General features: G+C 70.5%; 18 protein-coding genes. 11 read left to right on the forward strand and 7 right to left on the reverse strand.

Going from position 1 to position 24090, the window contains the following annotated elements:
- The first annotated feature begins 63 nt into the window (after positions 1-63).
- Positions 64-2595 carry a LuxR C-terminal-related transcriptional regulator gene (locus MICNX66_RS06395; RefSeq protein ID WP_187663779.1) on the forward strand — a complete coding sequence of 844 codons (2532 nt, stop codon included), beginning with the start codon at positions 64-66 and terminating at the stop codon, positions 2593-2595.
- A 23-nt stretch (positions 2596-2618) separates the two neighbouring features.
- On the opposite strand, the gene MICNX66_RS06400 is transcribed toward MICNX66_RS06395, so the two are convergent.
- The 4 genes from MICNX66_RS06400 to MICNX66_RS06415 form a co-directional block, all read right to left on the reverse strand.
- Positions 2619-4961, reverse strand: coding sequence for an arylsulfatase (locus MICNX66_RS06400; protein WP_187663780.1), 2343 nt, complete (start codon positions 4959-4961; stop codon positions 2619-2621).
- 121 nt (positions 4962-5082) lie between these two features.
- Entirely contained in the window at positions 5083-5754 is a 672-nt protein-coding gene (locus MICNX66_RS06405; RefSeq protein WP_187663781.1) for a GAP family protein, read from the reverse strand.
- Positions 5755-7434 (reverse strand): SulP family inorganic anion transporter, encoded by a 1680-nt coding sequence (locus tag MICNX66_RS06410; protein ID WP_187663782.1) that lies wholly within the window; start codon positions 7432-7434, stop codon positions 5755-5757.
- A 123-nt stretch (positions 7435-7557) separates the two neighbouring features.
- The gene (locus tag MICNX66_RS06415) at positions 7558-8694 is read right to left on the reverse strand and encodes an AI-2E family transporter (RefSeq protein ID WP_232089217.1); all 1137 of its coding nucleotides are present in this window, start codon (positions 8692-8694) and stop codon (positions 7558-7560) included.
- 178 nt (positions 8695-8872) lie between these two features.
- Here MICNX66_RS06415 and MICNX66_RS06420 point away from each other — a divergent pair, with 178 nt between their 5' ends.
- Entirely contained in the window at positions 8873-11329 is a 2457-nt protein-coding gene (locus MICNX66_RS06420) for a LuxR C-terminal-related transcriptional regulator (RefSeq protein WP_187663784.1), read from the forward strand.
- 13 nt (positions 11330-11342) lie between these two features.
- On the opposite strand, the gene MICNX66_RS06425 is transcribed toward MICNX66_RS06420, so the two are convergent.
- Entirely contained in the window at positions 11343-11768 is a 426-nt protein-coding gene (locus tag MICNX66_RS06425; protein ID WP_187663785.1) for a DUF6325 family protein, read from the reverse strand.
- 145 nt (positions 11769-11913) lie between these two features.
- Here MICNX66_RS06425 and MICNX66_RS06430 point away from each other — a divergent pair, with 145 nt between their 5' ends.
- From MICNX66_RS06430 to MICNX66_RS06450, 5 genes are all read left to right on the forward strand, one after another.
- Complete coding sequence (locus MICNX66_RS06430; protein WP_187663786.1) at positions 11914-12348, forward strand: DUF6325 family protein; 435 nt, start codon at positions 11914-11916, stop codon at positions 12346-12348.
- 1 nt (position 12349) lies between these two features.
- Positions 12350-12691: an SHOCT domain-containing protein gene (locus MICNX66_RS06435; protein ID WP_187663787.1), complete on the forward strand. Its 342-nt coding sequence runs from the start codon at positions 12350-12352 to the stop codon at positions 12689-12691.
- 29 nt (positions 12692-12720) lie between these two features.
- Complete coding sequence (locus MICNX66_RS06440) at positions 12721-14055, forward strand: hypothetical protein (RefSeq protein ID WP_187663788.1); 1335 nt, start codon at positions 12721-12723, stop codon at positions 14053-14055.
- A gap of 78 nt (positions 14056-14133) precedes the next feature.
- The gene (locus MICNX66_RS06445) at positions 14134-16467 is read left to right on the forward strand and encodes an arylsulfatase (protein WP_187663789.1); all 2334 of its coding nucleotides are present in this window, start codon (positions 14134-14136) and stop codon (positions 16465-16467) included.
- Between the two features lie 34 nt (positions 16468-16501).
- The gene (locus tag MICNX66_RS06450) at positions 16502-17395 is read left to right on the forward strand and encodes a formylglycine-generating enzyme family protein (protein WP_187663790.1); all 894 of its coding nucleotides are present in this window, start codon (positions 16502-16504) and stop codon (positions 17393-17395) included.
- A gap of 19 nt (positions 17396-17414) precedes the next feature.
- Here the strand turns inward: MICNX66_RS06450 and MICNX66_RS06455 are convergent, their stop codons facing one another.
- The gene (locus tag MICNX66_RS06455) at positions 17415-18347 is read right to left on the reverse strand and encodes an HAD family hydrolase (RefSeq protein ID WP_187663791.1); all 933 of its coding nucleotides are present in this window, start codon (positions 18345-18347) and stop codon (positions 17415-17417) included.
- A 158-nt stretch (positions 18348-18505) separates the two neighbouring features.
- Between MICNX66_RS06455 and MICNX66_RS06460 the strand changes: the two genes are divergently transcribed.
- The 4 genes from MICNX66_RS06460 (at position 18506) to MICNX66_RS06475 (ending at position 23493) form a co-directional block, all read left to right on the forward strand.
- Positions 18506-18715 carry a heavy-metal-associated domain-containing protein gene (locus MICNX66_RS06460; protein ID WP_025103117.1) on the forward strand — a complete coding sequence of 70 codons (210 nt, stop codon included), beginning with the start codon at positions 18506-18508 and terminating at the stop codon, positions 18713-18715.
- Positions 18715-20970 carry a heavy metal translocating P-type ATPase gene (locus MICNX66_RS06465; RefSeq protein ID WP_187663792.1) on the forward strand — a complete coding sequence of 752 codons (2256 nt, stop codon included), beginning with the start codon at positions 18715-18717 and terminating at the stop codon, positions 20968-20970. The genes MICNX66_RS06460 and MICNX66_RS06465 overlap by 1 nt, the downstream gene beginning before the upstream one ends.
- 23 nt (positions 20971-20993) lie before the next feature.
- Positions 20994-21254, forward strand: a complete 261-nt coding sequence (locus tag MICNX66_RS06470; protein WP_187663793.1) for a YHS domain-containing protein — start codon at positions 20994-20996, stop codon at positions 21252-21254.
- Between the two features lie 67 nt (positions 21255-21321).
- Positions 21322-23493, forward strand: coding sequence for a heavy metal translocating P-type ATPase (locus MICNX66_RS06475; protein WP_232089218.1), 2172 nt, complete (start codon positions 21322-21324; stop codon positions 23491-23493).
- 29 nt (positions 23494-23522) lie between these two features.
- Here MICNX66_RS06475 and MICNX66_RS06480 read toward each other — a convergent pair whose 3' ends face one another.
- Positions 23523-24089 (reverse strand): hypothetical protein, encoded by a 567-nt coding sequence (locus MICNX66_RS06480; RefSeq protein ID WP_187663794.1) that lies wholly within the window; start codon positions 24087-24089, stop codon positions 23523-23525.
- Position 24090: the final 1 nt, after the last annotated feature.

Consider the following 24090-nt stretch of genomic DNA (forward strand, 5'->3'; position numbering starts at 1 on the left):
GGGTTTCGAGTGCTGCACGATGTACGGAGGGCGGGAACGGACGAGAGTCCCCTACCTGCTGCGGTGAAGGGCGAGGTCCGTCGAGAGCGCCTGCTCTCGCGATTGACGGCCGCGATGGACGGGCCGTGGACGCTCACGCTCGTGAGCGCGCCGGCAGGATCAGGGAAGACCAGGCTGCTGTTGCAGTGGGCGCAGGATCTCCGCGCCGATGCGGAGATCGCGCTCGTGTGGGTGGCGCTGGAGCGCGGGGAGGCGGACCTGCCGCTCGTGCGTGCGGCCCTCGAGCGGATCGACGATCCCGGCTTGCAGGACGCGCTGTCCCAGGTGTCCTCCCTGCGGTCCGCGGCCACGGCGCGGGCGCTCGCCCGGGCCCTCAGCGAGGCGAGGGGGCGCATCGTCGTCGTCGTCGACGACGTGCACCGTGTGGAGGACGAGGAGACCGCGCAGCTGATCTCGACGTTCGTGCAGAACGCCCCGGGCAACGTGCACGTGGTGCTCTCCGGACGAGGGACGAGAGCCATCCCTCTGGCGCGTCGACGCATCGCGGGGGTGGCGCTCGAACTGGACGCCCGCGCGCTCGCGTTCGACCCGACCGAGGTCAGGGCGTTCTTCCGCACGCGGGGTATCCGGCTCTCCCAGGGGGAGATCAGCTCCGTGCTCTCCCGAACCGAGGGATGGGCGACCGGCCTGCAGCTCATGATGCTCGACGCCGCGGGGGCGCAGACCGTGCTCTCCCGTCCGCTCCGCGGAGACGCCCCCGAAGTCGCAGACTACTTCGTCGAGGAGGTCCTCGGCGACCTGGACGGCGAGCTCCGGTCTTTCCTGGAGGCGACGGCGGTCGTGGAGACCTTCACCGCCGAACTCGCCGCAGTGCTCTCGGAAGCCGGGGCCGTGACGGCCCTGATCGACCGGCTGCTCCGCCTCACCGTGCTCGCGGGACCCGACGCCGCGGACCCGCCCCGCTACCACTATCCGCCACTGCTGCGGGAGTTCCTCCTCGGCCGGCTGCGGGAAGGCGGCCCCGACCGAGAGGAGCAGCTCCACCGTCGGGCGGCGGACTGGTTCGCCGCCCGACAGGAGCCTCTCCTCGCGTTGCGGCACGCGGTCCGCGGTGGGGAGACGGCCTGCACGACCGGCGTCCTGCGGCGCTGTGGGATGCAGCTCGTGCTGGACGGCCGCGCGGACGCGGTGCGGCAGGTGATGGGGGAGCTGCCGGCTGCCCTGCGATCGGTGCCGACGGTGCGGATGCTGATCGCCGCGGCGGAGTTGTCCTGCGGGGACCCGTCGGCCGCCGTGATCGTGCCGTCCGTCGACGCGGGGGAGTCCGACGTCGACCGTCGGTGGCGGCACGGGATCGAACTCCACACCGCGTTGCGCCGGGGCGGGATCGCCGAGGCGCTCGACGGGGCGGGCGCCGCCCTCCGCGGCCTCAGCGAAGAGGAGCAGCTCGACACCTACGCCCTCCTGGAGGCCGCGACGGCGGAGCTCTACATCGGACGGCTGGATCAGGCGGAGGCGACCGCGCGACTCGCGGGGGATCTCGCGCGAGCGATCGGGGCGCGCGCGGCGGAGCTGCAGGCCGAAGCTGTCCTCGCCACCAGCGTGCTGTTCCGCGGGAGGCTCCGCGACGCCATCGTCGCGGGAGCCGCTCTCGAGCACCGCTGGCACGAGTTCGACGAGCCGGACAATCCCTTCTTCGAGGTGACGCGGGTCTGGCGTTTCTGGGCACCCTACGAGGGCATGCAGACCATCGACGAGGCGCAGACCCTGCACACGGCGGCGCGGGTGATCGCCGACGGCGGAGAGACCGCGATCGCGCGGGGCCTGCAGGGGATGCGCGGGCTGCTCGAGGCGGACCGGTCCGCGGATCCCCGCGAGGCGGCCGTGCGGCTCCTGGACACCCTGACCCCCCGTGATGATCTGCCGCTTCCGCCGCACTGGTACGCCATGATGGCGCCCTTCGCCGTCCATGCCTTCGACCGGCTGGGGGAGCCGACGCTCCGCGACCGTTTCATCACCGACATGGAGGACGCGCTCGGGGATACGGGGGATGTGCTCGTGCTCCGCGCGATCGCCGCCGTGCACGACCGCCGGGACGGCATCGCCCGGGGTGCGCTGGCGTCGGTGCTGGAGGGGGCGACCCCGTGTCTGCTTCCTGCGTCGATGATCGACGCGTGGCTGGTGGAAGCCGAGCTCGACGTGCACGACGGGGAGCCGGATCGGGCGCAGTTGGCGCTCGCGACCGCCCTCGCCCTCGCGGAGCCGGAGGATCATGTGCGCCGCATCGCAGAAGCGGGACCCGTCGTGTCGCGGCTGCTCGCGGCCCGGGCGACGGTCGGGGCGCGCACGCACTTCGCCGATCGGGTGCGGGAGCGGCTCGCCGCCGCCGGGGTCCTCGTCGAGGAGGAGCTGACGCAGCGCGAGCGCATCGTGCTGAGCGCCTTGAGTCGCAACGCCACGCTGCGCCAGATCGCACAGCAGGAGTACATCTCGCCGAACACGGTGAAGACGCACGTGCGCAACATCTATCGCAAGCTGGGCGTCTCGGACCGCGACGGGGTGACGGCGGCCGCCCAGGCCCTCGGACTGCTCTGAGGGCCTGGGCGGCCGCCGGGCCGTCAGTCGCGGGCCATGGCGGCCGCCAGGTGCGCCTCCAGGTCGAGATAGGCGTCGTCGGCGATGTCGAACACGACCTGGGCGATGTTCCCGCCGCGGAAGTCGAATCCGTATCCGTACAGGGACGACACGGGGTCGGCGCTGTCCCGTCCGATCGTCAGGCCCTCCCCGCAGAGCGAGAAGTGACCGAGGACCGTGCGGATCTGCTTCTCGTCGACCTTCTCCTCGTCGATGTAGAGCCGCGCGGGCCCGACGCCCTCCCGGTACTCGCCCATGCCCTCCTTGACGAAATCGACCCCGATGATGTGCTTCCCGGAAGTGGGGGCGGGGCCGGAGATGCGGTCCTCCGGCGGGATACCGAGGAAGTTGTAGACGTAATGGATCTGACCGTCCTTGACCACCAGAGCGTGGCCGCCGAACCGGGAGCCGTGCGCGAAGATGACGCCCTCGGTGTCGGGCGTGAACTCGACCTCCGCCGCGATCTTGAAGGAGACGCCGTGGGTGTTCGCCGCCGACCGCTCCGGCACCTCGCTGGTGCCCGGATAGTAGACGAACCGGCCGGAGGGCGGCGCGGGCTGATGGAACTCCATCGCCACGAAGGTCTCGAAGTCCTTCGGGTTCCCGATGATCTGGAGGTCGTTCAGCGGGAGCACCGCGTTGGCTTTCGCCTCTTCCATCCAGAGCGCCTTGAGCTCCTCGAGCTTGTCCGGGTGCTCCGCGGCGAGGTTGACGGCCTCGGCGCGGTCGACGTCGGTGTGGTACAGCTCCCATTCGTCCTCGTCGAAGTGCCCCGTGCCGCTGATCGGGCCGTGGACGGTGACGGCCTTCCAGCCGTGGTGCCAGATGCCGCGCTGCCCGAACATCTCGTAGTACTGCGTCTCCTTCTCCGTGGGTGCCTCCGGCGCCGCGTCGAACGAGTACGCCATCGAGACGCCGGACAACGGCGTCTGCTCGATGCCGTTGTACACCTCTGGGAACTCGACGCCGCAGGCCTCGAGGATCGTCGGCACGATGTCGGTGGAGTGGTGGTACTGATGACGGACCTCTCCACGCGCGCTGATGCCGGCCGGCCAGTGGATCACCAACGGATCGCAGACGCCGCCCTGGTAGGTATAGCGCTTGAACATCTTGTAGGGCGTCGAGAAGGCGGCGGCCCAGCCCGTCGGGTAGTGGTTGTAGGTGTCGGGGGAGCCGAGCTTGTCGACCATGCGCAGGTTCTCGGCCTCGTCGTCCGGGTACCCGCCGAAGATCTTGCCCTCGTTGACCGAGCCGTTCGGGCTGCCCTCTCCGGAGGCGCCGTTGTCGGCGCAGTAGATGATGAGGGTGTTGTCCAGCTGTCCCGACTCCTCGAGGTAGTCGACGATACGGCCGACCTGGGCATCGGTGTACTCGCTGAATCCGGCGTAGACCTCGGCCATGCGCGAGAACATCGCCTTCTCCTCGGCGTCCAGGGAGTCCCACGGGCGTACCTCGTCGGCGGCCGAGAACGAGCCTTCCGGCATCGGGTTGAGCGGGGTGAGCTCGGTGCCCTCCGGGACGATGCCCTTCTCGATCATCCGGGCCAGTACCCACTCGCGGTACGCCTCGTAGCCGTCGTCGAACATGCCCTTGTACTTGTCGATGTACTCCTGCGGGGCGTGGTGCGGGGCGTGGTTCGCGCCGGGGCAGAACCAGAGGTACCAGGGCTTGTCCGGCTCCGTCTGCTTGACGTCGCGGATCATCGACAGCGCCTGATCGGCGAGGTCCTTCGACAGGTGGTAGCCGTCTTCGGGGAGGGCGGGCTGGTCGATGTAGTGGTTGTCCTCGGCGAGGGAGGGATACCAGTTGTTGGTCTCACCGCCGATGAAGCCGTAGAAGCGGTCGTAGCCCTGCGCCAGCGGCCAGTGCTTCTTGGAGGCGCCGGCCGTCCACTCGTCGATCGGGACGTTGTGATTCTTGCCCACCCAGAACGTCGACCAGCCGGCGTCGCGCAGGACGTGGGCCATGGTCGTGTTCGAGTCGGGGATGTGGGAGTTGTATCCGGGGAACCCCGTGGACGACTCCGAGATCGTCGCGAAGCCGTTCAGGTGGTGGTTGCGCCCGGTGAGGAACGTCGAGCGGGTCGGCGAGCAGAGCGCCGTCGTGTGCCACTGGGAGTAGGTCAGACCGTTCTGCGCCAGGCGATCCATGGTCGGCATGTTGATGCGTCCGCCGTACGGGGACCACGCCGCCATGCCGGTGTCGTCGTACAGGACGACGAGAACGTTGGGTGCTCCCTCTCGTGGCTTCGCCGGGAGGAAGGCCTCCCAGTCGGCCTCCGAATCGCGGACGTCGAGTTCGATCCTGCCCTGGAAATCACGGGCCATGTCCATCTCCTTCATCTCTGCCGAACCGCCTTCCCCGCACAGTACTGCCGCGCCGGCGCCGTGGTCACGGATGCGAGCCGCGTTCATCCGGGTGATCTCCTCGGCCAGCCGGACGCTGTGCTCAGAAGCTGCCGATGCCCTTGCCGATCATGGACACGCCGATGACGAGCAGCAGCACGGCCATGATGACCGCGTTCTCGGCGGCGAGCCAACCGCGCAGGGCGTCGAGCGGCGCGCGAAGTCGTGCGGCGGCGATGAGATAGCCGATGACGGGAACGAGGACCGTCGATGCCCCGATCAGGGTGAAGACGGCGATCACGAGGATCGTGGAGCCTGCGCCCAGCAACGCGCTGCCGATGTCGACGCCGGCACCGGCCGCGAGGAGGAGGTTCTTGGGGTTCACCGCCGACAGCAGGAGCCCGAGACCGAGGGCGGTGCCGAACGACATCGTGTCGATCGCCTTCATCCATGACGGCAGGGCCGCGGGCTGCCCCGCTTTCGGGCGTTTGCGCCACTGACCGACGGCCAGGACCAGCAGCAGGAGGCCGAGGATGAGCTGGATGACGCCGCGGATCGGCCGGGAGGCGTCGGGATCCTCCTCCGGAAGCACGGCGGAGAGCAGGGTGAAGACGGTGACCGCGGCGACGATGCCCACGATCCATCCCAGGAGGAACCCGATGCTCGTGACCCGCGCCTTCGGGGACAGGAGCATGAGGATCGCGGCGATGATCGGCACGGGGCTGATCGCGACACCCACGGCGAGGGGGAGGATCTCCCCGATGACGGCACCCATTCAGCTGCCCTTCCTGTGCGGAGCCGACGAGGCGGCATCGGTCGGCGAGAGGTCGGTGATCGCCGCGCGGTTGGTCGCGTAGACGGTCTCCCGGTCGAGGAGGCCCAGGGTGCGGAGGCGGCGGAGAGTGTTCGGACGGACGCGGCTGAAGGCCAGCGAGATCGACTGGGTGTCGAGCCACTCCCGGAGCGCCTGGAAGGCCTCAGCTCCGGTGACGTCGACGTCCGTGACGGCTTCCATGTCGATCACGACATGCTGGACGGCGGAGGGGCCCGCGGTGCGGACCGCGTCCTTCACGGCCGCGGAGAACACAGCGCCGTTCGCGAAGAACAGCGGGGCCGCGAGCCGGACGACGATGACCCCCGGTGCGGTGGTCGTGCCGGTCGGAGCATCCTCCAACAGGGATTCCCCGGGGTCGCCCGAGGTCTCCAGCACGTCGATCGCCGGATGGGAGGCGCGTTGCGCGAGATTGATGAGGGCGAGCACGAAGGCCACGACGATTCCCGCGATCGACCCGACGAACAGTGTCACGAGGAAGCAGACGGCACCGATGACGAACTCGAACCGATCCAGCCGCCACAGCCGGATGAAGTCGCGGATGCCGAGGAGCGGGATGATCGCCACGCCGACGATGGCGCCGATCGCCGGGGAGGGGATGTCGGCGAGGAGCGCGGTGCCGAAGAGCAGCAGCAGGAGTGTCCCGACCGCGAGCACGAGCGCCGGGAGCTGCGTGCGCGAGCCCGCCTGGTCCATCGCGGCGGTGCGCGAGGTCGAGGACCCGACCGCGAAGCTGCCCTGAGCGCCGGCCGCGACGTTCGCGACGCCGAACGCCAGCAGATCGCGGTTGGCGTGGAACGGGTAGCGGTGCTTCTCGGAGTACGAGCGCGACACGAGCAGGCCCTCCGCCGTGGTCACGAGGGTCAGGGCGATCGCGGAGGGGATGAGGGCGAGCCACAGCGACCAGTCGATGACCGGCCAGGTGAGCGCGGGAGGGCCGGCGGGGACCTCGCCGAGCACATCCACGCCCCGTCCGTCGAGGCCGGTGAGGACGACCACGACGGTCGTCGCGACGAGCACGATCAGCGCCCAGGGGACGGCGCGGAGGTAGCGCTGTCCGACGAGCAGCACCGCGACGGAGACGGCGGCGAGGAGCACGGACCAGCCATTGAGCGAGGGGAGACCTGTGACCAGCGCGACGACCTTGTCCACGAACTCCGCACCGGAGTCGATCTTCACGCCGAGCATCTTCGCGATCTGGCTGACCATGATGTCCAGCGCCAGGCCTCCGACGAAGCCGACGAGGATCGGCTTGGACAGGAAATTCGCCAGGAACCCGAGCTTGAAGACGGCGAGCAGCAGGAACATCCCGCCGCAGAGGATCGCCTGGGCGAGGGCGAGGGTGGCGTAGTCGGCGCTCCCGGCGACCGCGAGCCCGCCGATGGAGGAGGCCACCAGCGCGGCGGCGGCGGCATCGGGGGAGGCGACCAGCTGACGCGACGACACCACGAGCGCATAGACGACGGTCGGGATGATCAGCGCGTACAGTCCGGCGGTGGCGGGGAGCCCCGCGATCTGCGCGTATCCGATGTTGAGGGGGATGGCGATCGCCAGAAGGGTGACTCCCGCGGTGAGCTCGGTCGCGAGGTTGCGTCGGGTCAGGCCCGCGAGCGGACGCGGCATCCGGTCTCCCTTCCCGCCCGATGGATGGTTCCGGCTTCAATATGGCATCGACGGCAGCCGACGACCAGAGGGTCGGAGAGCCTCGCCCTGGTGATTTCGGATGAAAGAGTCGCCCGCGCCGCGTCAGCGTCGTCGGAAGCGGCGTCGGGTGGGCACCGCGGAGGGCTCAGGGGTCGGAGCCGGCGCCGGGAGGGCGGTGCGGTCGCCGCTCACCCAGCGCACCCACGTGGAGCCCGGGTCGCCCTCCAGGACGAGGGCGCGCACGAGCAGGGTGAGCGGGATGGAGAGGATGGCGCCGAGCGGCCCGATCACGAAGGTCCAGAAGATCACGGAGAAGAAGCTCAGCGTGAGGCTCAGGTCGACGGCGTCGCTGACGAACTTGGGCTGGACGAGCACCTGGAGCACGACGTTGACCACGCAGTACACGGCGATGACGCCGAGCAGCAGCGGCCAGCCGCCCACCACGAAGGCGAGGATCGCGGGCGGGATGAGTCCCAGCACGAAGCCGATGTTCGGGATGAAGTTCGTCACGAAAGCGAGGATCGCCCAGACGACCGGGGCGGGAACGCCCATCCACCAGAGCGCGAGGCCGTCGACGATCGCCACGACGGCGCCGAACGCGGCATTGACGACGTAGTACCGGCGGACCCCCGTCTGCAGGCGGGCGATGCGCTGCAACGCCGGGCCGTGCGTGGCGCCGAAGAGTGCAGGTGCCGTCCGGTAGCGAGCGGCGTCCGCCGCGAGGAAGATGATGTAGGCGCAGACGAAGAACAGGGCGGTGGCGACTCCGAGCACCGCGCTGCCCAGGCTCCCCGCCACACCGAGCAGGGTCTCGGGGTCGAGGACCGAGGCTGCGGCATCCGCCGCCTCCTGATCGAGTCCGAGGGACTGCAACCAGGCGACGATCTGATCGGCGGCGCGCACCAGCCCGTCCTGAGACGCGAGGTCGCCGACCAGACGGGCGAACTGGGTGCCGGCGAGCCACAGCAGCGCCGCCATCGCCAGCAGGATCACGTAGGCGAGCACGATCACGGCGGTCGTCCCCACCCAGGCGGGCCGACCGGGGCGCTGGAACGGACGGCGGATCGGTTCGCAGATCACCACGATGACGATCGCGAGGGCCAAGGGACCGAAGACCTCACGCGCCAGCGAGACGCCGGCGAGGACGATCGCGCTCGCCGCCAGGATCAGCAAGGTCCGCAAGGCGGGCGAGGACGCGCGGTCTGCCGCGGGGCCGGAAGGAGTCGGGAGCGAGGTCACGCGGCCAGCGTAGTCCCCGGCACTTTCATCCGGGTGATTGCGGGCCCACCCCCTGGAAGGGCGCTCGGGCCCGTGGTTTCGTGTTGCCATGCCGCCTCCCGTACGTTCCACGAGGCCGGGACCGGCGATGCGTTTCCGGCCGCCCGCCCCGCCCATCGGCGTCCTGCCGCGGGAACGCGTGACCGCAGCGATCACGGCGGCCGTGGAGGCCGACGGGGTGACGGTTCTCAGCGCGCCCAGCGGCTACGGCAAGACGACGGCGGTCATGGCCTGGGCGGTGGCGCGCGACGACGTCGCCTGGCTCACGCTGAGCGCCTCGGACGACGATCCCGCGCTGCTGACGTCCGGGGTGGTGAATGCGCTGGCGCTCGCCGCCGAGCGCACGGGGCGCGCGTTCGCCGTCCGCCGCGATATCGAGGATCCGGTGCGCGCCTACCGGCAGATCTGCGCGGCGCTTCAGGACGCCGAGCATCCGATGCACCTCATCGTGGACGACGCGCACCGTGCCGGCGAGTCCTGGCGGGAGGGACTTCTGGGGCTCCTCGCCGATCAGCCTCCGGACGGACTGCACCTCGTCCTCGTCGGGACCACGTTGATCGAGGTCACCCTGTCCCGACATCGACTCATGCATCCCGGATCGTTCGTCGGCGTGGAGACGCTCCGGTTCTCGACGGACGAGATCCGTCGTCTGCTGCGGTCGGCGCCCCGAGGTCTCGATGCGACCGCCGTGCGAGAGGAGACCGGCGGGTGGCCCATAGCGGTACGGCTCGTCCTCGTGGGAGGTGCGCTGCCGTCGACGGCCGCGTCCACGGCCGCGTCGTTCCTCGGCGAGTACGTCCGCGAGCACGTGCTGGACGCGTTGCCGCCCGCGCTCGCCGACTTCGTGCTCGACGGCACCGCCTGCGCGGAGCTCACCCCGGAGACCGCCGCACTCGTGACGGCGAGGGAGGACGCCGCCGACCTCCTGGAGAGCTGCGTCCGACTCGGCCTCTTCCTTGACCGGTTCGACGGCCCGAACGGCCCGACGTACCGGTGGCACCCCGCGTTCGCGCGTCGGTGCGCCGACCTCGCGCGGACGGATGCCGCCCGTTTCGCCACCGTGCACCGCCGGGCCGCCCGTGCTCTGGAGCACACGGATCCGATCGCCGCCGTGACGCACGCGCGGCGCGCCGGGGATCGCGCCGGTGCCAGGGCCATCCTCCTCCGGCACTGGTTGGGCCTCGTGGTCGGCTCCTCGGCCGGCGACGTGGAGCGGACGGCGACGACTCTCCTGCGCGACAACCCGGACGATCCGCACCTGCTGCTCGTGCGAGCCGGGGCCAGCGATGTCCTCGGGGACCATCGTGTCGCCCGGGAGCTGTGCCGACGGGCCGAGGCCCTCCTCGACCGCACGCCGGGGGAGGCCGCCCCTGCCGTCCTCCTCATCGTCCGCCTGCTGCTCGCGGAGTCGTCCGTCGAGGTGGCGGTGTCCGGTCCCGAGATCCGCGCGCTGCTCGATGCCGAGGACGACAGGATGTACGGCGGTCGGGTGGCGCTCAACCACCTGCTGGGGTGGACCGCGCTGCGCAGTCGCGAATCGCCGGACCTCGCGATCGAGTACTTCTCTGCAGCGGCGCGCGAGGCGCAGGAAGCGGGCGACCGGGAGCTCACGTCCCGCGCTGTCGGACATCTCGCCTACGGCCTCGCCACCTCCGGTCGGCTCACGGAGGCCGCGACCGTGCTCGCCGAGGCCGAGAGCACCCGCGAGACTCTTCTTCCGCGGAACACCTTCGCGCGCGGCAGCGCCATGGCCGCCGCGGGGTGGGTCGCGTACTGGTCCGGCGAGGCGGAGGAGGCGGTCCGGATCTTCGACGCGGCACGGGAGGAAGCCGCATCCGGCCGCGACCTCGCCGGGCATGCACGCATGATGGGCGCCTATTCGGCCGCGCTCACAGGAGACCCCGCGATATGTCGCCGGGCGGCCATCGGCGTGCAGGAACTCCCTATCGACGTCGTGCAGGGGGTGGCGTGGCCGGCGTTCCGAGAGTCGTCGGTGGCCCTGCTCGAAGAGGCGGTGGGGCGGAGGGAGCGCGCACTGCGCATCGCGAAGAAGTACGCGAGCGGTACCGACCTCCCGCTCGTGGGCGTCGCCCTGTCCGGAATCCTGCGTCGCGCCGAGGATCACGCTGCGGCGCTGGAGATGCTGCGATCGTTGCGGGGCGCCTCCGAGCTGTCGTACGTCAAGGCCGCCACCTTGATCACCGCGGCTGCGCTGCGGAGGGCGACCGGCCACCAGGAGGACGCGCATGACCTGTGCGAGGCCGCACTCGCCGTCGCGTCAGCGGAGAACCTCGTCGTGCTCTTCGGTCCGCGGGAGGTCGCGGTGCGCCGGCTGCTGCAGGCGCATGTGCATCACGGCACGCAGTTCGAGGAGTTCATCGAGACATGCCTCGCCGTCGACGCGGTCGGATCCGTGACCGATCGGCTGTCGGAGCGGGAACGCGACGTCTTCCACCAGATGCAGACGGCGCGCACGCTGCCGGAGATCGCGCAGGAACTCTCCGTGTCGGTCAACACGGTGAAGACGCATCAACGCGCGATCTACCGCAAGCTCGGGGTGTCGTCCCGGCGGGAGGCCGTCCACGCCATGGTGTGAGCGGTGAGCCGTCTCACGACGCTGCGCCCAGGGTCGCCGCCAGGGCGGCGTTCGCGACCGCGGAGGGGATCGCCTGCGTCGCCAGGATCCGATCGCCGCCGTCCTCGACCTCGCGGACGAACCGGACGTCCCAGCACTGTTCGACGAGGATCACGGCGGCGACCGAGCCGACGGGGACCCAGGGGAGGAAGTGTCCGACGTCTTCGACGCAGATGAGTCCGGGCGCATACAGGCGGAGACCGGCGAGCGCGAAGTCGTCGCCGTCGATCTCCGTGATGCGGTGTGCGTCGGCGTCCCGCCGCACCACGAGGAAGTCCAGCACGCGCAGGGTGCCTGCTTCGACCTGCCGCAGGAGTGGCTCGAGAACCGGTGGTCCCGGGTGCTCGCGGCGGAGCTCGATCACGACGAACGCGACGTCGCCCAGCACCCGGCTTCTCATGACCGCCCTCGATCCTCCATCGCTCCGTCCTTGATGGTGACAGCCGCGCGAGAGCCCGAGTACCCCCTCTCACCCGGAGCGGGTGAGAGGGGTTACGCGCCCCACGGTCGCGGTGCCATCCTGTTGCCGGACGAAGGGTGGCGACATGGAGGAGTTCCGATTCGGGCCCGTCGAGTTCTACCTCGTGGGCTTCGACGGCGACCGGCCGGACCCGGCGACGTTCGGGGCGCTGACCGACCTCGTGTCGAGCGGCGTCGTGCGCGTGCTGGATTTCGTGCTGGTGACGAGGACGGCGGGCGGGGAACTCGACATCCTCGAACTGGACGAGGGCGACGGGTCCCCGGCGCTCGGAGGGCTCGAGCCGATCGTCGCCGGACTCGCGAGCGAGGACGACGTCCTCGCCCTGGCGGAGGTCGTGCCACCGGGACGATCCGCGGCCGTGGTGGTCCTGGAACTCCTGTTCGCCCGGACCCTGGCCCAGGATGTCGCCGCCGCGGGAGGCCAGGTGCTGCGCACCGAGCGCATTCCGGCTCCCGTCGTGAACGCGGTGATGGACATCCTCGAACAGGAAGGTGAATGACATGCCCTTGCGGAGATTCGGCCGGCCGGGGCTCATCGGTCTCGCCGCACGGACCGCGGTGGTCGCCGGAACGGCGACCGCGGTGCAGGGAGCCGCCATGCGGCACCAGGAGCGCCGCGCGCAGAGCGAGTACGAGCAGCAGCAGTATGAGGCCGCCCAGCAACAGGCCCAGATGGACGACGCGGCCCGCACCGCGGCTGCGCAGTATGCGCCGCCGGCGTCCCCGCCGCCCGCACCGGCGGACGACCTGATCGCCAAGCTGCAGGAGCTCGGGTCGCTGAAGGCCTCCGGTGTGCTGACGGAAGAGGAGTTCACCGCGGCGAAGCAGAAGCTGCTGGGCTGAGCGCCCGCGACGATCGAGACGAGGCGCCCATGAGCGAGATCGACGATCTGCGGGAACGATTGCGCGCGCTGGAGCAGGAGAACGAGGAGCTGCGTCGCCCTCGACGTCGGGTCTCGGCCCGGAGCATCATCGCCGGGATCGTGCTCGTCGTCGCAGTGCTCCTCGCACCGATCGCGGCGATGGGGACGTGGGCGCGGCTGCAGCTCGTCGATGCGGATCGGTTCGTCGCGACGTTCGCTCCACTGGCCCAGGACCCGGACGTCCAGGACTTCGTCGCCGATCAGGTGACGACCGCCATCGATGAGCAGGTCGACCTGGATGCGGTGGTCGGAGAGCTCTTCGATGGGCTGCGCGCCCTCGATCTGCCGCCCCGTGCCACAGCCGCCCTCGGGCTCCTGGAAGCACCGGCCGCGTCCGGGCTGTCGTCGCTGATCGACGGTGTCGTGCACGAGGTGGTGTCGTCGCCGCAGTTCGCCGACATCTGGGCGGAGTCGCTGCGCTTCACGCATGAGCGTGCCGTCGCGATCCTCCAGGACGACCCGGGCACCGCACTGCAGCTGAGCGACGACGGCGTGCTCTCGGTGGACGTGGGGGCGGTCGTGGAACGCGTCAAGGAGGCTCTCGCCGAGCGTGGGGCCGGCGTGGCCGACCTCATCCCCGTGATCGATCGCACCATCCCGGTGGTGCAGGCGGACGCCCTCGCGTTGGTGCGCACGGTCTACCAGATCGCGGTGGCCGCAGGGTTCTGGTTGCCCTGGGTCGTGCTCGGCCTCGTCGTGCTCGGCGTGCTGCTGGCGGTGGACCGGCCGCGGGCGCTGTTCTGGACGAGCGCGGGCTTCGCCGTCGTCTTCCTGCTCCTCGCCGCGGGGATGGGGATCGGACGCGGGTTCTTCGTCAGCGCCGTCAGTCCGTCCATCATGACGGCTGCGGCGGCCGAATCCCTCTTCGATCAGCTCACGGCGCTCCTCGGGTCCACCATCGTCGCCCTCGCTCTCGTCGGCGTGCTCATCGCGCTCTGGGCCTGGCTGGCCGGATCGAGCCGCAGCGCCTCGACGGTGCGCGGTGCGACCGAGAGCGGCTCCGGGGCGCTGCGCGAGGCGGCGGAGGCTCGGGGGATATCCACGGGACGATTCGGGCGGGCGGTCGACCGCTATCGGGGCGCGATCCTCATCACGGGGATGGCGATCGGTGTGCTCATCCTCGTGGCGACGCGCCCTGTGACCTTCGGTGCCGTCGTGGGCGTGGCGATCGGCGTCCTCGTGCTGACGGTCCTCGTGGAACTGCTGCGCCGCCCGGACTCCGCAGCGGATGAGACGGACGAGCCGGTCGAGGATGACGCCACTGAGATCACCCTTCCCGGGTGAGAACCGTTGTCCACACGGACGCCGGCTCGGAAGACTCGTGCCGAGGAGCGCGGACGCGCCCTGAACGAAGGAGAGACGATGTCGGAATTCAACGCAGACTTCTCGGGCGAGATCACGCTGGACGTCCGCGACTCCCGTCCCGACTGGTCGCCGTACGAGCTGCGGAAGGCGCCGGACGGAGCACCGAACGTCCTCGTCGTGCTCTACGACGACACCGGGCTCGCCTCCTGGTCGCCGTACGGCGGTCGCATCGCGATGCCGACCATGGATCGTCTGGCCGCCGGGGGCCTCACCTACACGCAGTGGCACACCACGGCGCTGTGCTCGCCGACGCGGTCCACCATGCTCACGGGGCGCAACCACCACGTCAATCGCGCCGGCGTGATCATGGAGGGCACCAACGGCTTCCCGGGCTTCGCGGGACGGCTCCCGGCGGAGTGCGCGACGATCGGGCAGGTGCTGCAGGAGAACGGCTACAGCACGTTCTGGCTCGGCAAAGACCACAACGTCCCGGAGGAGGACATCGCGCCGGGAGGCAGCCGCTCGATGTGGCCGCTGCAACTCGGGTTCGACCGGTTCTACGGCTTCCTCGGTGGCGAGACGAACAACTGGTACCCCGATCTCGTCGAGGACAACCACTTCATCGAGCAGCCGTACAGCCCGGAGGACGGGTATCACCTGTCGAAGGATCTCGCCGACCAGGCGCTCGCGATGATCCGGAACCAGCAGGCTTCGAACCCCTCGAAGCCCTGGTACATGTGGTTCTGTCCCGGCGCGAACCACGCTCCGCACCACGCGCCGCAGGAGTACATCGACAAGTACAAGGGGGCGTTCGACGACGGCTACGACGCGTATCGCGAGTGGGTGCTCGCCCGCATGATCGAGAAGGGCGTGCTGCCGGAGGGCACGCAGATGACGCCGTTCAACCCGTTGCCGGACGAGGCGGCGAACCCGGCCGACCACGTGCGCCCGTGGGCGGAGCTGAACGACGACGAACGGAGGCTGTTCGCGCGGATGGCCGAGGTCTTCGCCGGCTTCTCCGAGTACACGGATGCCCAGGTCGGTCGGATCGTGGACTATCTGGAGGAGACGGGCCAGCTGGACAACACGATCATCTTCTACTGCGCCGACAACGGCGCCTCGGGGGAGGGATCACCGGACGGCTCCGTGAACGAGAACAAGTTCTTCAACGGCTACCCCGACGATCTCGCCGAGAACCTCGCGATGATCGACACCCTCGGCTCCGCGGACACCTACAACCACTATCCGACCGGGTGGGCGGCCGCGTTCTCCACGCCGTTCCAGATGTTCAAGCGCTACTCCCAGTACTCCGGCGGCACCTGCGACCCGATGGTCGTGCACTGGCCGAAGGGGATCGCGGCGAAGGGGGAGCTGCGCCACCAGTACCACCACTCGGTGGACGTCGTGGCGACAGTGCTCGACGTCATCGGCATCGAGATGCCGGAGTCCTACCGTGGGGTGCCGCAGAGACCGCTCGACGGCGTCTCGATGAAGTCGTCCTTCGACGCGGCGCCGGACGGTCCGACGCAGAAGACGGTGCAGTACTACTCGATGCTCGGCACGAGGGGCATCTGGAAGGACGGCTGGAAGGCCGCCGCCGTACACGCGCCGCTGAGCGGCGAGGGCCACTTCGACGACGACGTGTGGGAGCTGTACCACGTGGACGAGGACCGCTCCGAGTCGAACGACCTCGCCGCGACCCACCCGGAGAAGCTGCAGGAGCTCATCACCGCATGGTTCGCCGAGGCGGAGGCGAACTTCGCCCTTCCGCTCGATGACCGCTCCGCCCGCGAGATCCTGACGGTCCCGCGGCCCCAGGCCGAGTCGCCCCGGGATCGCTATGTGTACTTCCCCGGCACCGCGGCGGTACCGGAGAGCGTCGCGGTGAACGTCCGAGGGCGCTCCTACAAGATCATCGCCGACGTCGTGCTCGACGAGGGTGCCGAGGGCGTGCTCTTCGCGCACGGCTCGCGCTTCGGCGGGCACTCCCTGTTCCTCAAGGACAACAGGCTCGTCTACGTGTACAACTTCCTCGGCATCCCGCCGGAGCAGTCGTTCACCTCGGACGAGCTCACCCCCGGCCCGCATACCCTCGGCGTGGAGTTCGTCCGCGAGGGGGCGGGGGAGCACGGCGAGTCCGTCGGCACGACCACGCTGTACGTCGACGATCGTGCGGTGGCGTCCGGTCCGATGCGGGCGCAGGTCGGGAAGTTCACGCTCTGCGGCGACGGACTCTGCGTCGGGTGGGACAGCGCCGACCCGGTGAGCGCGCAGTACCGCAACCCGTTCCCGTTCACCGGCGGCAAGCTCCTGGGCGTGGCGGTGGACGTGAGCACGGAGCAGTATCTCGATATGGAACTCGAGGCAGCGGCGATGCTGTCGCGCGAGTGATCGACCGGAGCGGGCCGAGGCCTAGCATGAGGGCATGACGGCGATGATCGAGGTCCCCGGCGGCACGCTCCTCATGGGGTCGGACGAGTTCTACCCGGAGGAGGGGCCCGTCCACGAGCGGCGCGTGGAGCCGTTCACGCTGGACGAGCATCCCGTGACCAATCGCCAGTACGCGGCCTTCATCGAGGACACCGGCTACGTCACGATCGCCGAGCGGCCGATGGACCCTGCCGACTACCCAGGCGTGCACCCGGACGACCTCGTCCCCGGGGCCATGGTCTTCACGCCGACACGCGGTCCCGTCGACCTTCGCGACTGGCGTCAGTGGTGGCGGTGGGAGCCCGGGGCGTCCTGGCGGCACCCCTTCGGGCCGACCTCGTCGATCGATGACCGTCTCGATCATCCGGTCGTGCAGGTCGCGTACCCCGATGCCGTCGCCTACGCCGCGTGGGCCGGCAGGCGCCTGCCCACCGAGGCGGAGTGGGAATGGGCGGCGCGCGGTGGCCTCGTCGGTGCCCGCTTCGCCTGGGGGGAGGACACGAAGCTGGACGGCACCCTCATGGCGGATACCTGGCAGGGTGCCTTCCCGTACCGGAACGATGGCGCCGACGGGTGGATCGGCACCGCTCCGGTGGCCTCGTTCCCCGCCAACGGCTACGGCCTGCACGACATGATCGGCAACGTGTGGGAATGGACGGCGGACTACTGGACGCACCGACATGTACCGCCGGGAGCCGTGGGCGTCGAGGCGGGACATCGCGCGAGCCTGCTGTCCTCCGAGCCCGGGTCGCCCATCCCGCGCCGCGTGCTCAAGGGCGGCTCGCACCTCTGCGCTCCGGAGTACTGCCTCCGCTACCGCCCTGCGGCGCGATCGGCGCAGGCAGAGGACACCGCCATGACCCACATCGGCTTCCGCTGCGCCCTCTGACCGCCCGGCACTGCCGGACTCAGGCCGGGTCGGGGAACACGGACGCCCAGTCGTCCTTGACGCTGACCACGGTGTAGCCGCGGTCGTCGGCTGCGCGCAGGGCCTTCTCGGCTCCCGTGTCGTAGGGGGTGTCGTCGCGGCCCGCGTCGTCGTGATGGATCAGCAGCGCGAGTCCGCGGCGAGGGCCGCCGTGCGCGAAGTCGAGCATGGGCATGTCCCCGTTGGAGTTGCCGGCGGCGAGCAGCGGACGCCGACCGATCCGGCTCCAGATCCGCACCGGTTTCTCCGGACCGTCGTCGAAGAACGCCAGGGCGGACGAGTAGCGGACGCTGGCATCCTTCTCGTCGTAGGTGAGCCCGAGCGCCGAGCCGATCACGCGCTCAGGAGGGACGCCGTAGTTCGCCTGGGTCATCGGCCGCATGAAGTCGCGCTCGCCGCCGGAGACGATGTAGCAGGTGAAGCCATGGGCTTCGAGGTAGCGCAGCAGCTCCACCATCGGCGTGTACACGGAATCCGCGTACGGGCGACCGAGGATCGGGTGCTGCGCGGAGCGGTAGAACTCCGTGACCGAACGGGCGTAGTCCTCCACGCTGACACCGTCGGTCAGCCCCAGGAGCGCCTGGATGATGACGCCGAGGTCGGAGTCGTCGCCGGCGTAGTGCTTGTCGATCGCGGTGCCGAGCCAGGCGAGGTCACCGGTCACCGCCGCGCGGTACGGCTGGTTCTCGGCGAGGGACGGGTCGCGGGTGGCCGCCTCGCGCCAGCGCTCGACCACGTAGTGCAGCTGGGTGGGCATGGGCTTCTCCGACCACAGTGTGCCGTCGTTGTCGAACACGGCGATCCGTTCTTCGACGGGGACGGTCTCCGGGCCTGTGGTCGCGGCGGCGACGAACGCCTCGATGGCGCGGCGCGTGGTGGTGTCCCGCCAGGATGACAGGGGAGTGGAGTCCATGACCGCGATCCTCCCAGGCGCGGCGTCGGATGCCGAGCGTCCCTCACCCGGAGCGGACGAGTCCCGTTGCCGCCCGGGCGTGCGGGAATACCCGCGGAGGGTATAAGGTTGTGCCGAAGGAGTACCCCAGGGGGGTATCCCGAGGAAAGGAAAGCATGATGAGCACGAGCGAGTACCAGGTCACCGGAATGACGTGCGGCCACTGCGAGATGGCGATCCGCGACGAGGTGTCGCGCATCCCCGGTGTCGAGGGTATCGATGTCAGCGCGCAGAGCGGGAGACTCGTGGTGCGCAGCTCCGCCCCCGTCGACGACACGGCCGTGCTGGCCGCCGTGGACGAGGCGGGCTACCAGGCGGTACGGTCCTGATGGACACCCCATCCGCGACCAGCGTGGAGCTGGAGATCGGCGGCATGACCTGCGCGTCGTGCGCGATGCGGATCGAGAAGAAGCTCAATCGTCTCGACGGCGTCACCGCCACCGTGAACTACGCGACCGAGAAGGCGAGCGTCACGGTGCCGGCGGGCGTCGACACCGCCCTGCTCATCGCCGAGGTCGAGAAGACCGGCTACACCGCCGTCGTCCCTGCGCCTCCCGCGCCGGAGGGTGCGCAGCCCGACGGAGAGCAGCCGGATCCGGAGCTCACCGCGCTGCGGCAGCGGCTGATCGCCGCCGTCGTGCTCACCGTCCCGGTCATCGCGATGGCGATGATCCCGGCGCTCCAGTTCACGTACTGGCAGTGGCTGTCGCTCGCGCTCGCGGGACCCGTGATCGTGTGGGCGGCCTGGCCGTTCCACAAGGCGGCCTGGATCAACCTCCGGCACGGAGCGGCCACGATGGACACGCTCATCTCGATGGGCACGCTCGCCGCGCTGCTGTGGTCGCTGTACGCGCTCTTCTTCGGCACCGCCGGGGTGCCAGGTATGACGCACCCGTTCGAGCTGACCGTGGCGCCCAGCGACGGTGCTGCCAACATCTACCTCGAGGTCGGAGCCGGGGTGACCACGTTCATCCTCGCCGGGCGCTACTTCGAGAAGCGCTCGAAGCGGCAGGCCGGTGCGGCGCTCCGCGCGCTGCTGGAACTCGGCGCGAAGGAGGTCGCCGTGCTCCGCGACGGCGTCGAGACGCGGATCCCGACGAGCGAGCTGCGGGTCGGGGACCAGTTCGTCGTGCGTCCAGGGGAGAAGATCGCCACCGACGGTGTCGTGGTCGGCGGCACGTCCGCGGTCGACGCCTCCATGCTCACCGGTGAGTCGGTGCCCGTGGAGGTCGGCGCGGGCGATGCCGTCACCGGAGCCACCGTGAACGCCGGCGGACGGCTGGTGGTCCGTGCGACCCGGGTCGGCGCCGACACCCAGCTCGCGCAGATGGCGCGGCTGGTAGAGGACGCGCAGACCGGGAAGGCCGAGGTCCAGAGGCTCGCGGACAAGGTCTCCGGGATCTTCGTGCCGATCGTGATCGTCATCGCCCTCGGCACGCTGGTGGCCTGGTTGGCGGCCGGATTCCCTGCGTCCGCCGCGTTCACCGCCGCGGTCGCGGTGCTCATCATCGCCTGCCCCTGCGCGCTGGGTCTGGCCACGCCGACCGCCCTGCTCGTCGGCACCGGTCGCGGCGCCCAGATGGGCATCCTCATCAAGGGCCCCGAGGTGCTGGAGTCGACCAGGAAGGTCGACACGATCGTGCTCGACAAGACGGGGACGGTCACCTCCGGTCGCATGACGCTGACCGCGGTGCACACCGACGACGGGGTGGAGCGCGAGGAGCTGCTGCGGCTGGCCGGCGCCCTCGAAGACGCCTCCGAGCACCCGATCGCTCAGGCTGTGGCGGCCGCGGCCACCCGCGAACTCGGCGCCCTGCCGGCCGTCGAGGAGTTCGGGAACATCGAGGGCAAGGGTGTCCAGGGCATCGTGGACGGTCACGCCGTCGTCGTGGGACGCACCTCGCTGCTCGCCGACTGGTCGCAGCACCTGTCCGCAGGGCTGAGAGCGGCCACGACCGAGGCGGAGGCTCAGGGCACGACCGCGATCGCGGTGGGCTGGGATGGCCGGGCCCGCGGAGTGCTCGTCGTCGCCGATACGGTCAAGGCCACGAGTGCGGAGGCGGTGGCGCAGCTCCGCGCACTGGGGCTGACCCCCGTCCTGCTCACCGGTGACAACCGCGTGGTGGCGGAGCAGATCGCACGCGAGGTCGGGATCACCGAGGTGATCGCCGAGGTGCTGCCCCAGGGCAAGGTCGACGTCGTGCGCCGGCTTCAGGACGAGGGCAAGGTCGTCGCGATGGTCGGGGACGGCGTGAACGACGCGGCGGCCCTCGCGCAGGCGGACCTCGGGATGGCGATGGGGACCGGAACCGACGCGGCGATCGAGGCGAGCGACATCACCCTCGTCCGCGGCGACCTCCGCAGTGCCGCCGACGCGATCCGCCTGTCCCGCCGCACGCTCGGCACGATCAAGGGCAACCTGTTCTGGGCCTTCGCCTACAACGTCGCGGCGATCCCGCTCGCGGCGCTCGGCCTGCTCAACCCCATGCTCGCCGGTGCGGCGATGGCGTTCTCCAGCGTCTTCGTCGTCGGCAACAGCCTCCGCCTGCGGTCCTTCCGCAGCAGGGCGGTGGACACCCCGTGAACGAACGACAGAGGAGCACCGACATGTCCGATTCCCCCGCAGGATCCTGCTGCAGCGTCCCGCGCCAGAGCGGCGTCTCCGCCGACGGGCGCACCGACCTGCTCGCCGTGCCGGCCGAGGGCATGGCCGAATGCCCGGTGATGGCCGGAACACCCGTGGTGATCGCGACCGCCGAGGCCGCGGGCCTGTACCGCGACCACGAGGGCACGCGCTACTACTTCTGCTGCGCGGGCTGCGGGCCGGCGTTCGACGCCGATCCCGCGAAGTACACCAGGGCGGCCTGAGCCCCCATCCGTGCGGGGCCGCGACAGAATCGGCCCCGCACGGCATCATCGACGTTGGAGGGAAGACATGAGCACCTCGCACCACGACCATTCCGCGCACGGCCACCCCGCGGCAGCCGGGACCGGGACGCAGACGAGCCACTCCGGACACGCGGACCACACCGCGCACGGAGACCACACGGACCACGCAGGACACACCGGGCACACCGGGCACGGGGATCACGAGGGACACGGAGGTCACGGGGGCCATGGCGGTCATGGCGACCACGTCGCCCAGTTCCGGCGGCTGTTCTGGATCATGCTCGTCCTCGCGGTCCCCACCGTGCTGCTCTCGGGCATGTTCGCGATGATCCTCGGCTACCCGCTCCCCGGCATCCCGGGCCTGGCATGGGTGTCGCCGGTCCTCGGCACCGTCATGTACGTGTGGGGAGGGAAGCCGTTCCTCACCGGCGCCGTCAGCGAGATCCGTGCGCGCAAGCCCGGGATGATGCTGCTCATCGGTCTCGCGATCACCGTGGCGTTCGTCGCCTCGTGGGGAGCGAGCCTCGGCCTCCTGCACCACGAGCTCGACTTCTGGTGGGAGCTCGCCCTGCTGATCGTCATCATGCTGCTGGGGCACTGGATCGAGATGCGGTCGCTCGCACAGACCACCTCCGCCCTCGACTCGCTGGCCGCCCTCCTGCCGGACGAGGCGGAGCGCGTCGAGGGCGATCAGGTCGTGCGCGTCTCTCCCTCGGACCTCCGCGTGGGAGACGTCGTGGTGGTGCGCCCCGGCGGCAGCATCCCCGCGGACGGTCGCATCGTCGACGGCCGCGCCTCGATGGACGAGTCCATGGTGACGGGGGAGTCCCGTACGGTCACCCGTGCGACCGGCGACCCCGTGACCGCGGGCACCGTCGCCACCGACTCCGGGCTGCGCGTGGAGATCACCGCGACCGGCGACGACACGACGCTCGCGGGGATCCAGCGGCTCGTCACGGAAGCGCAGAACTCCTCGTCTCGCGCGCAGCGCCTCGCCGACACGGCCGCGGGTTGGCTGTTCTGGTTCGCGTTGGGTGCCGCCGTGATCACCGCCGTCGTGTGGAGCGCCGTCGGTCTGCCGGATGACGCCGTGATCCGCACGATCACCGTCCTCGTGATCGCCTGCCCGCACGCACTGGGACTGGCCATCCCGCTCGTCGTGTCGATCGCGACCGAGCGTGCGGCGCGCGGCGGCGTCCTCGTGAAGGACCGGCTCGCCCTGGAGAGCATGCGCACCGTCGACACCGTGCTGTTCGACAAGACCGGCACCCTGACCAAGGGCGAGCCCGTCGTGTCCGAGGTGTCGGTGGCCGGCGCGGAGACCGCGGACGAGGTGCTGGCGCTCGCCGCGGCCGCCGAGGCCGACAGCGAGCATCCGCTGGCGAAGGCCATCGTGCGCGCTGCGCGCGACAAGGAGCTCCCGGTGCCGGCCAGCCGCGACTTCTCGTCTTCTCCTGCGGTCGGTGTGACCGCGACGGTGGACGGAACTGTGATCCGGGTCGGCGGCCCGCATCTGCTCACGGAGGAGGACGCCCAGGAGCTCCCCGTCGCGGAGGGCTGGCGTGCAGACGGTGCGATCATCCTGCACGTGCTGCGGGACGGCCAGGTCGTCGGGGCGCTCAAGCTCGCGGACGAGGTGCGTCCGGAGTCGCGGGACGCGGTCGATGCGTTGCATGCGCTCGGCGTCCAGGTCGTGATGATCACCGGTGACGCGGAGGCCGTCGCGCACACCGTCGCGGCGGACCTCGGCATCGATCGCGTGTTCGCCGGCGTCCGGCCGGAGGACAAGGCGGCGAAGGTGCAGGAGTTGCAGCGCGAGGGCCGCAAGGTCGCGATGGTGGGAGACGGCGTGAACGATGCGCCCGCCCTCGCCCAGGCCGACGTGGGTCTCGCGATCGGCGCAGGGACCGACGTGGCGATCGCGTCCGCGGGGGTCATCCTCGCGGGCGACGACCCCCGCGCCGTGCTGTCGGTCATCGAGCTGTCCCGTGCCTCCTACCGGAAGATGAAGCAGAACCTCTGGTGGGCGGCGGGGTACAACCTGCTCTCCGTGCCGCTCGCCGCGGGGGTGCTCGCGCCGATCGGCTTCGTGCTGCCGATGTCCGTGGGTGCGGTGCTGATGTCGCTGTCGACGATCGTGGTGGCCCTCAACGCGCAGCTGCTGCGGCGGCTCGACCTCCGTCCGGAGGTCGTCACCGCCGAGATCCTGCAGCGCTGAGCCTCACACGCCGCCGTCTCGGTCCCGGCTCAGTGCCGGCGGCCGAGGCGGCGGAGAGCGCGGACGCCCAGGACCGCCGTCAGCGCCCAGGGCCCGACGACGATGATCGGGTCGAGCCACGTGTGCCGGAGATCGATGCGGCCTCGTCCGAACCGTGATGCGAGCGGACGGTGACGGGGCTCCGCGAGGACGCCGGTCTGGGTGATCGGATCGTCCGGTCGCCGGGTCACCAGGGAGCGGGCGTGCGCCGTCACGGCCTCCACACGGTCTCCCAGGACGAGCAGCAGCCAGCGGGTGTTCTTCGTCTCGCTGAACCGATCGTAGGCCACGCGCCGGATGGCTCCGGACACGCCGTGCAGCGGCTGCGCGGTGCCCCAGACCGGGGGCAGCATGCCGTGTTCGATCGAGCGCTCGCGGCCGCGGTCGGGGCCCTGACGCTCCGGGAGGTCCCAATGGGCGCCGGTGTCGCCGACATCGTCCACCTGCTGCCAGGTGCGGCGGTGCTCCGGGGCGAGGTCGGCGCCCCAGCCCGGGATCCGGGCGCGCAGCTCGTCGGGGGTCGGCGCGGGGACGGGTCGAGATCCTTCGTACGGCATG

The organism is Microbacterium sp. Nx66, assembly GCF_904066215.1.
GTDB classification, from domain to species: domain Bacteria; phylum Actinomycetota; class Actinomycetes; order Actinomycetales; family Microbacteriaceae; genus Microbacterium; species Microbacterium meiriae.

Excerpts from the sequence above, each read along its gene's own strand:
- MICNX66_RS06400 (WP_187663780.1), bottom strand. The coding sequence starts at position 4,961 with ATGGCCCGTGATTTCCAGGGCAGGATCGAACTCGACGTCCGCGATTCG.
- MICNX66_RS06405 (WP_187663781.1), bottom strand. The coding sequence starts at position 5,754 with ATGGGTGCCGTCATCGGGGAGATCCTCCCCCTCGCCGTGGGTGTCGCG.
- MICNX66_RS06410 (WP_187663782.1), bottom strand. The coding sequence starts at position 7,434 with ATGCCGCGTCCGCTCGCGGGCCTGACCCGACGCAACCTCGCGACCGAG.
- MICNX66_RS06425 (WP_187663785.1), bottom strand. The coding sequence starts at position 11,768 with ATGAGAAGCCGGGTGCTGGGCGACGTCGCGTTCGTCGTGATCGAGCTC.
- MICNX66_RS06430 (WP_187663786.1), top strand. The coding sequence starts at position 11,914 with ATGGAGGAGTTCCGATTCGGGCCCGTCGAGTTCTACCTCGTGGGCTTC.
- MICNX66_RS06435 (WP_187663787.1), top strand. The coding sequence starts at position 12,350 with ATGCCCTTGCGGAGATTCGGCCGGCCGGGGCTCATCGGTCTCGCCGCA.
- MICNX66_RS06440 (WP_187663788.1), top strand. The coding sequence starts at position 12,721 with ATGAGCGAGATCGACGATCTGCGGGAACGATTGCGCGCGCTGGAGCAG.
- MICNX66_RS06445 (WP_187663789.1), top strand. The coding sequence starts at position 14,134 with ATGTCGGAATTCAACGCAGACTTCTCGGGCGAGATCACGCTGGACGTC.
- MICNX66_RS06450 (WP_187663790.1), top strand. The coding sequence starts at position 16,502 with ATGACGGCGATGATCGAGGTCCCCGGCGGCACGCTCCTCATGGGGTCG.
- MICNX66_RS06455 (WP_187663791.1), bottom strand. The coding sequence starts at position 18,347 with ATGGACTCCACTCCCCTGTCATCCTGGCGGGACACCACCACGCGCCGC.
- MICNX66_RS06460 (WP_025103117.1), top strand. The coding sequence starts at position 18,506 with ATGAGCACGAGCGAGTACCAGGTCACCGGAATGACGTGCGGCCACTGC.
- MICNX66_RS06465 (WP_187663792.1), top strand. The coding sequence starts at position 18,715 with ATGGACACCCCATCCGCGACCAGCGTGGAGCTGGAGATCGGCGGCATG.
- MICNX66_RS06470 (WP_187663793.1), top strand. The coding sequence starts at position 20,994 with ATGTCCGATTCCCCCGCAGGATCCTGCTGCAGCGTCCCGCGCCAGAGC.
- MICNX66_RS06475 (WP_232089218.1), top strand. The coding sequence starts at position 21,322 with ATGAGCACCTCGCACCACGACCATTCCGCGCACGGCCACCCCGCGGCA.
- MICNX66_RS06480 (WP_187663794.1), bottom strand. The coding sequence starts at position 24,089 with ATGCCGTACGAAGGATCTCGACCCGTCCCCGCGCCGACCCCCGACGAG.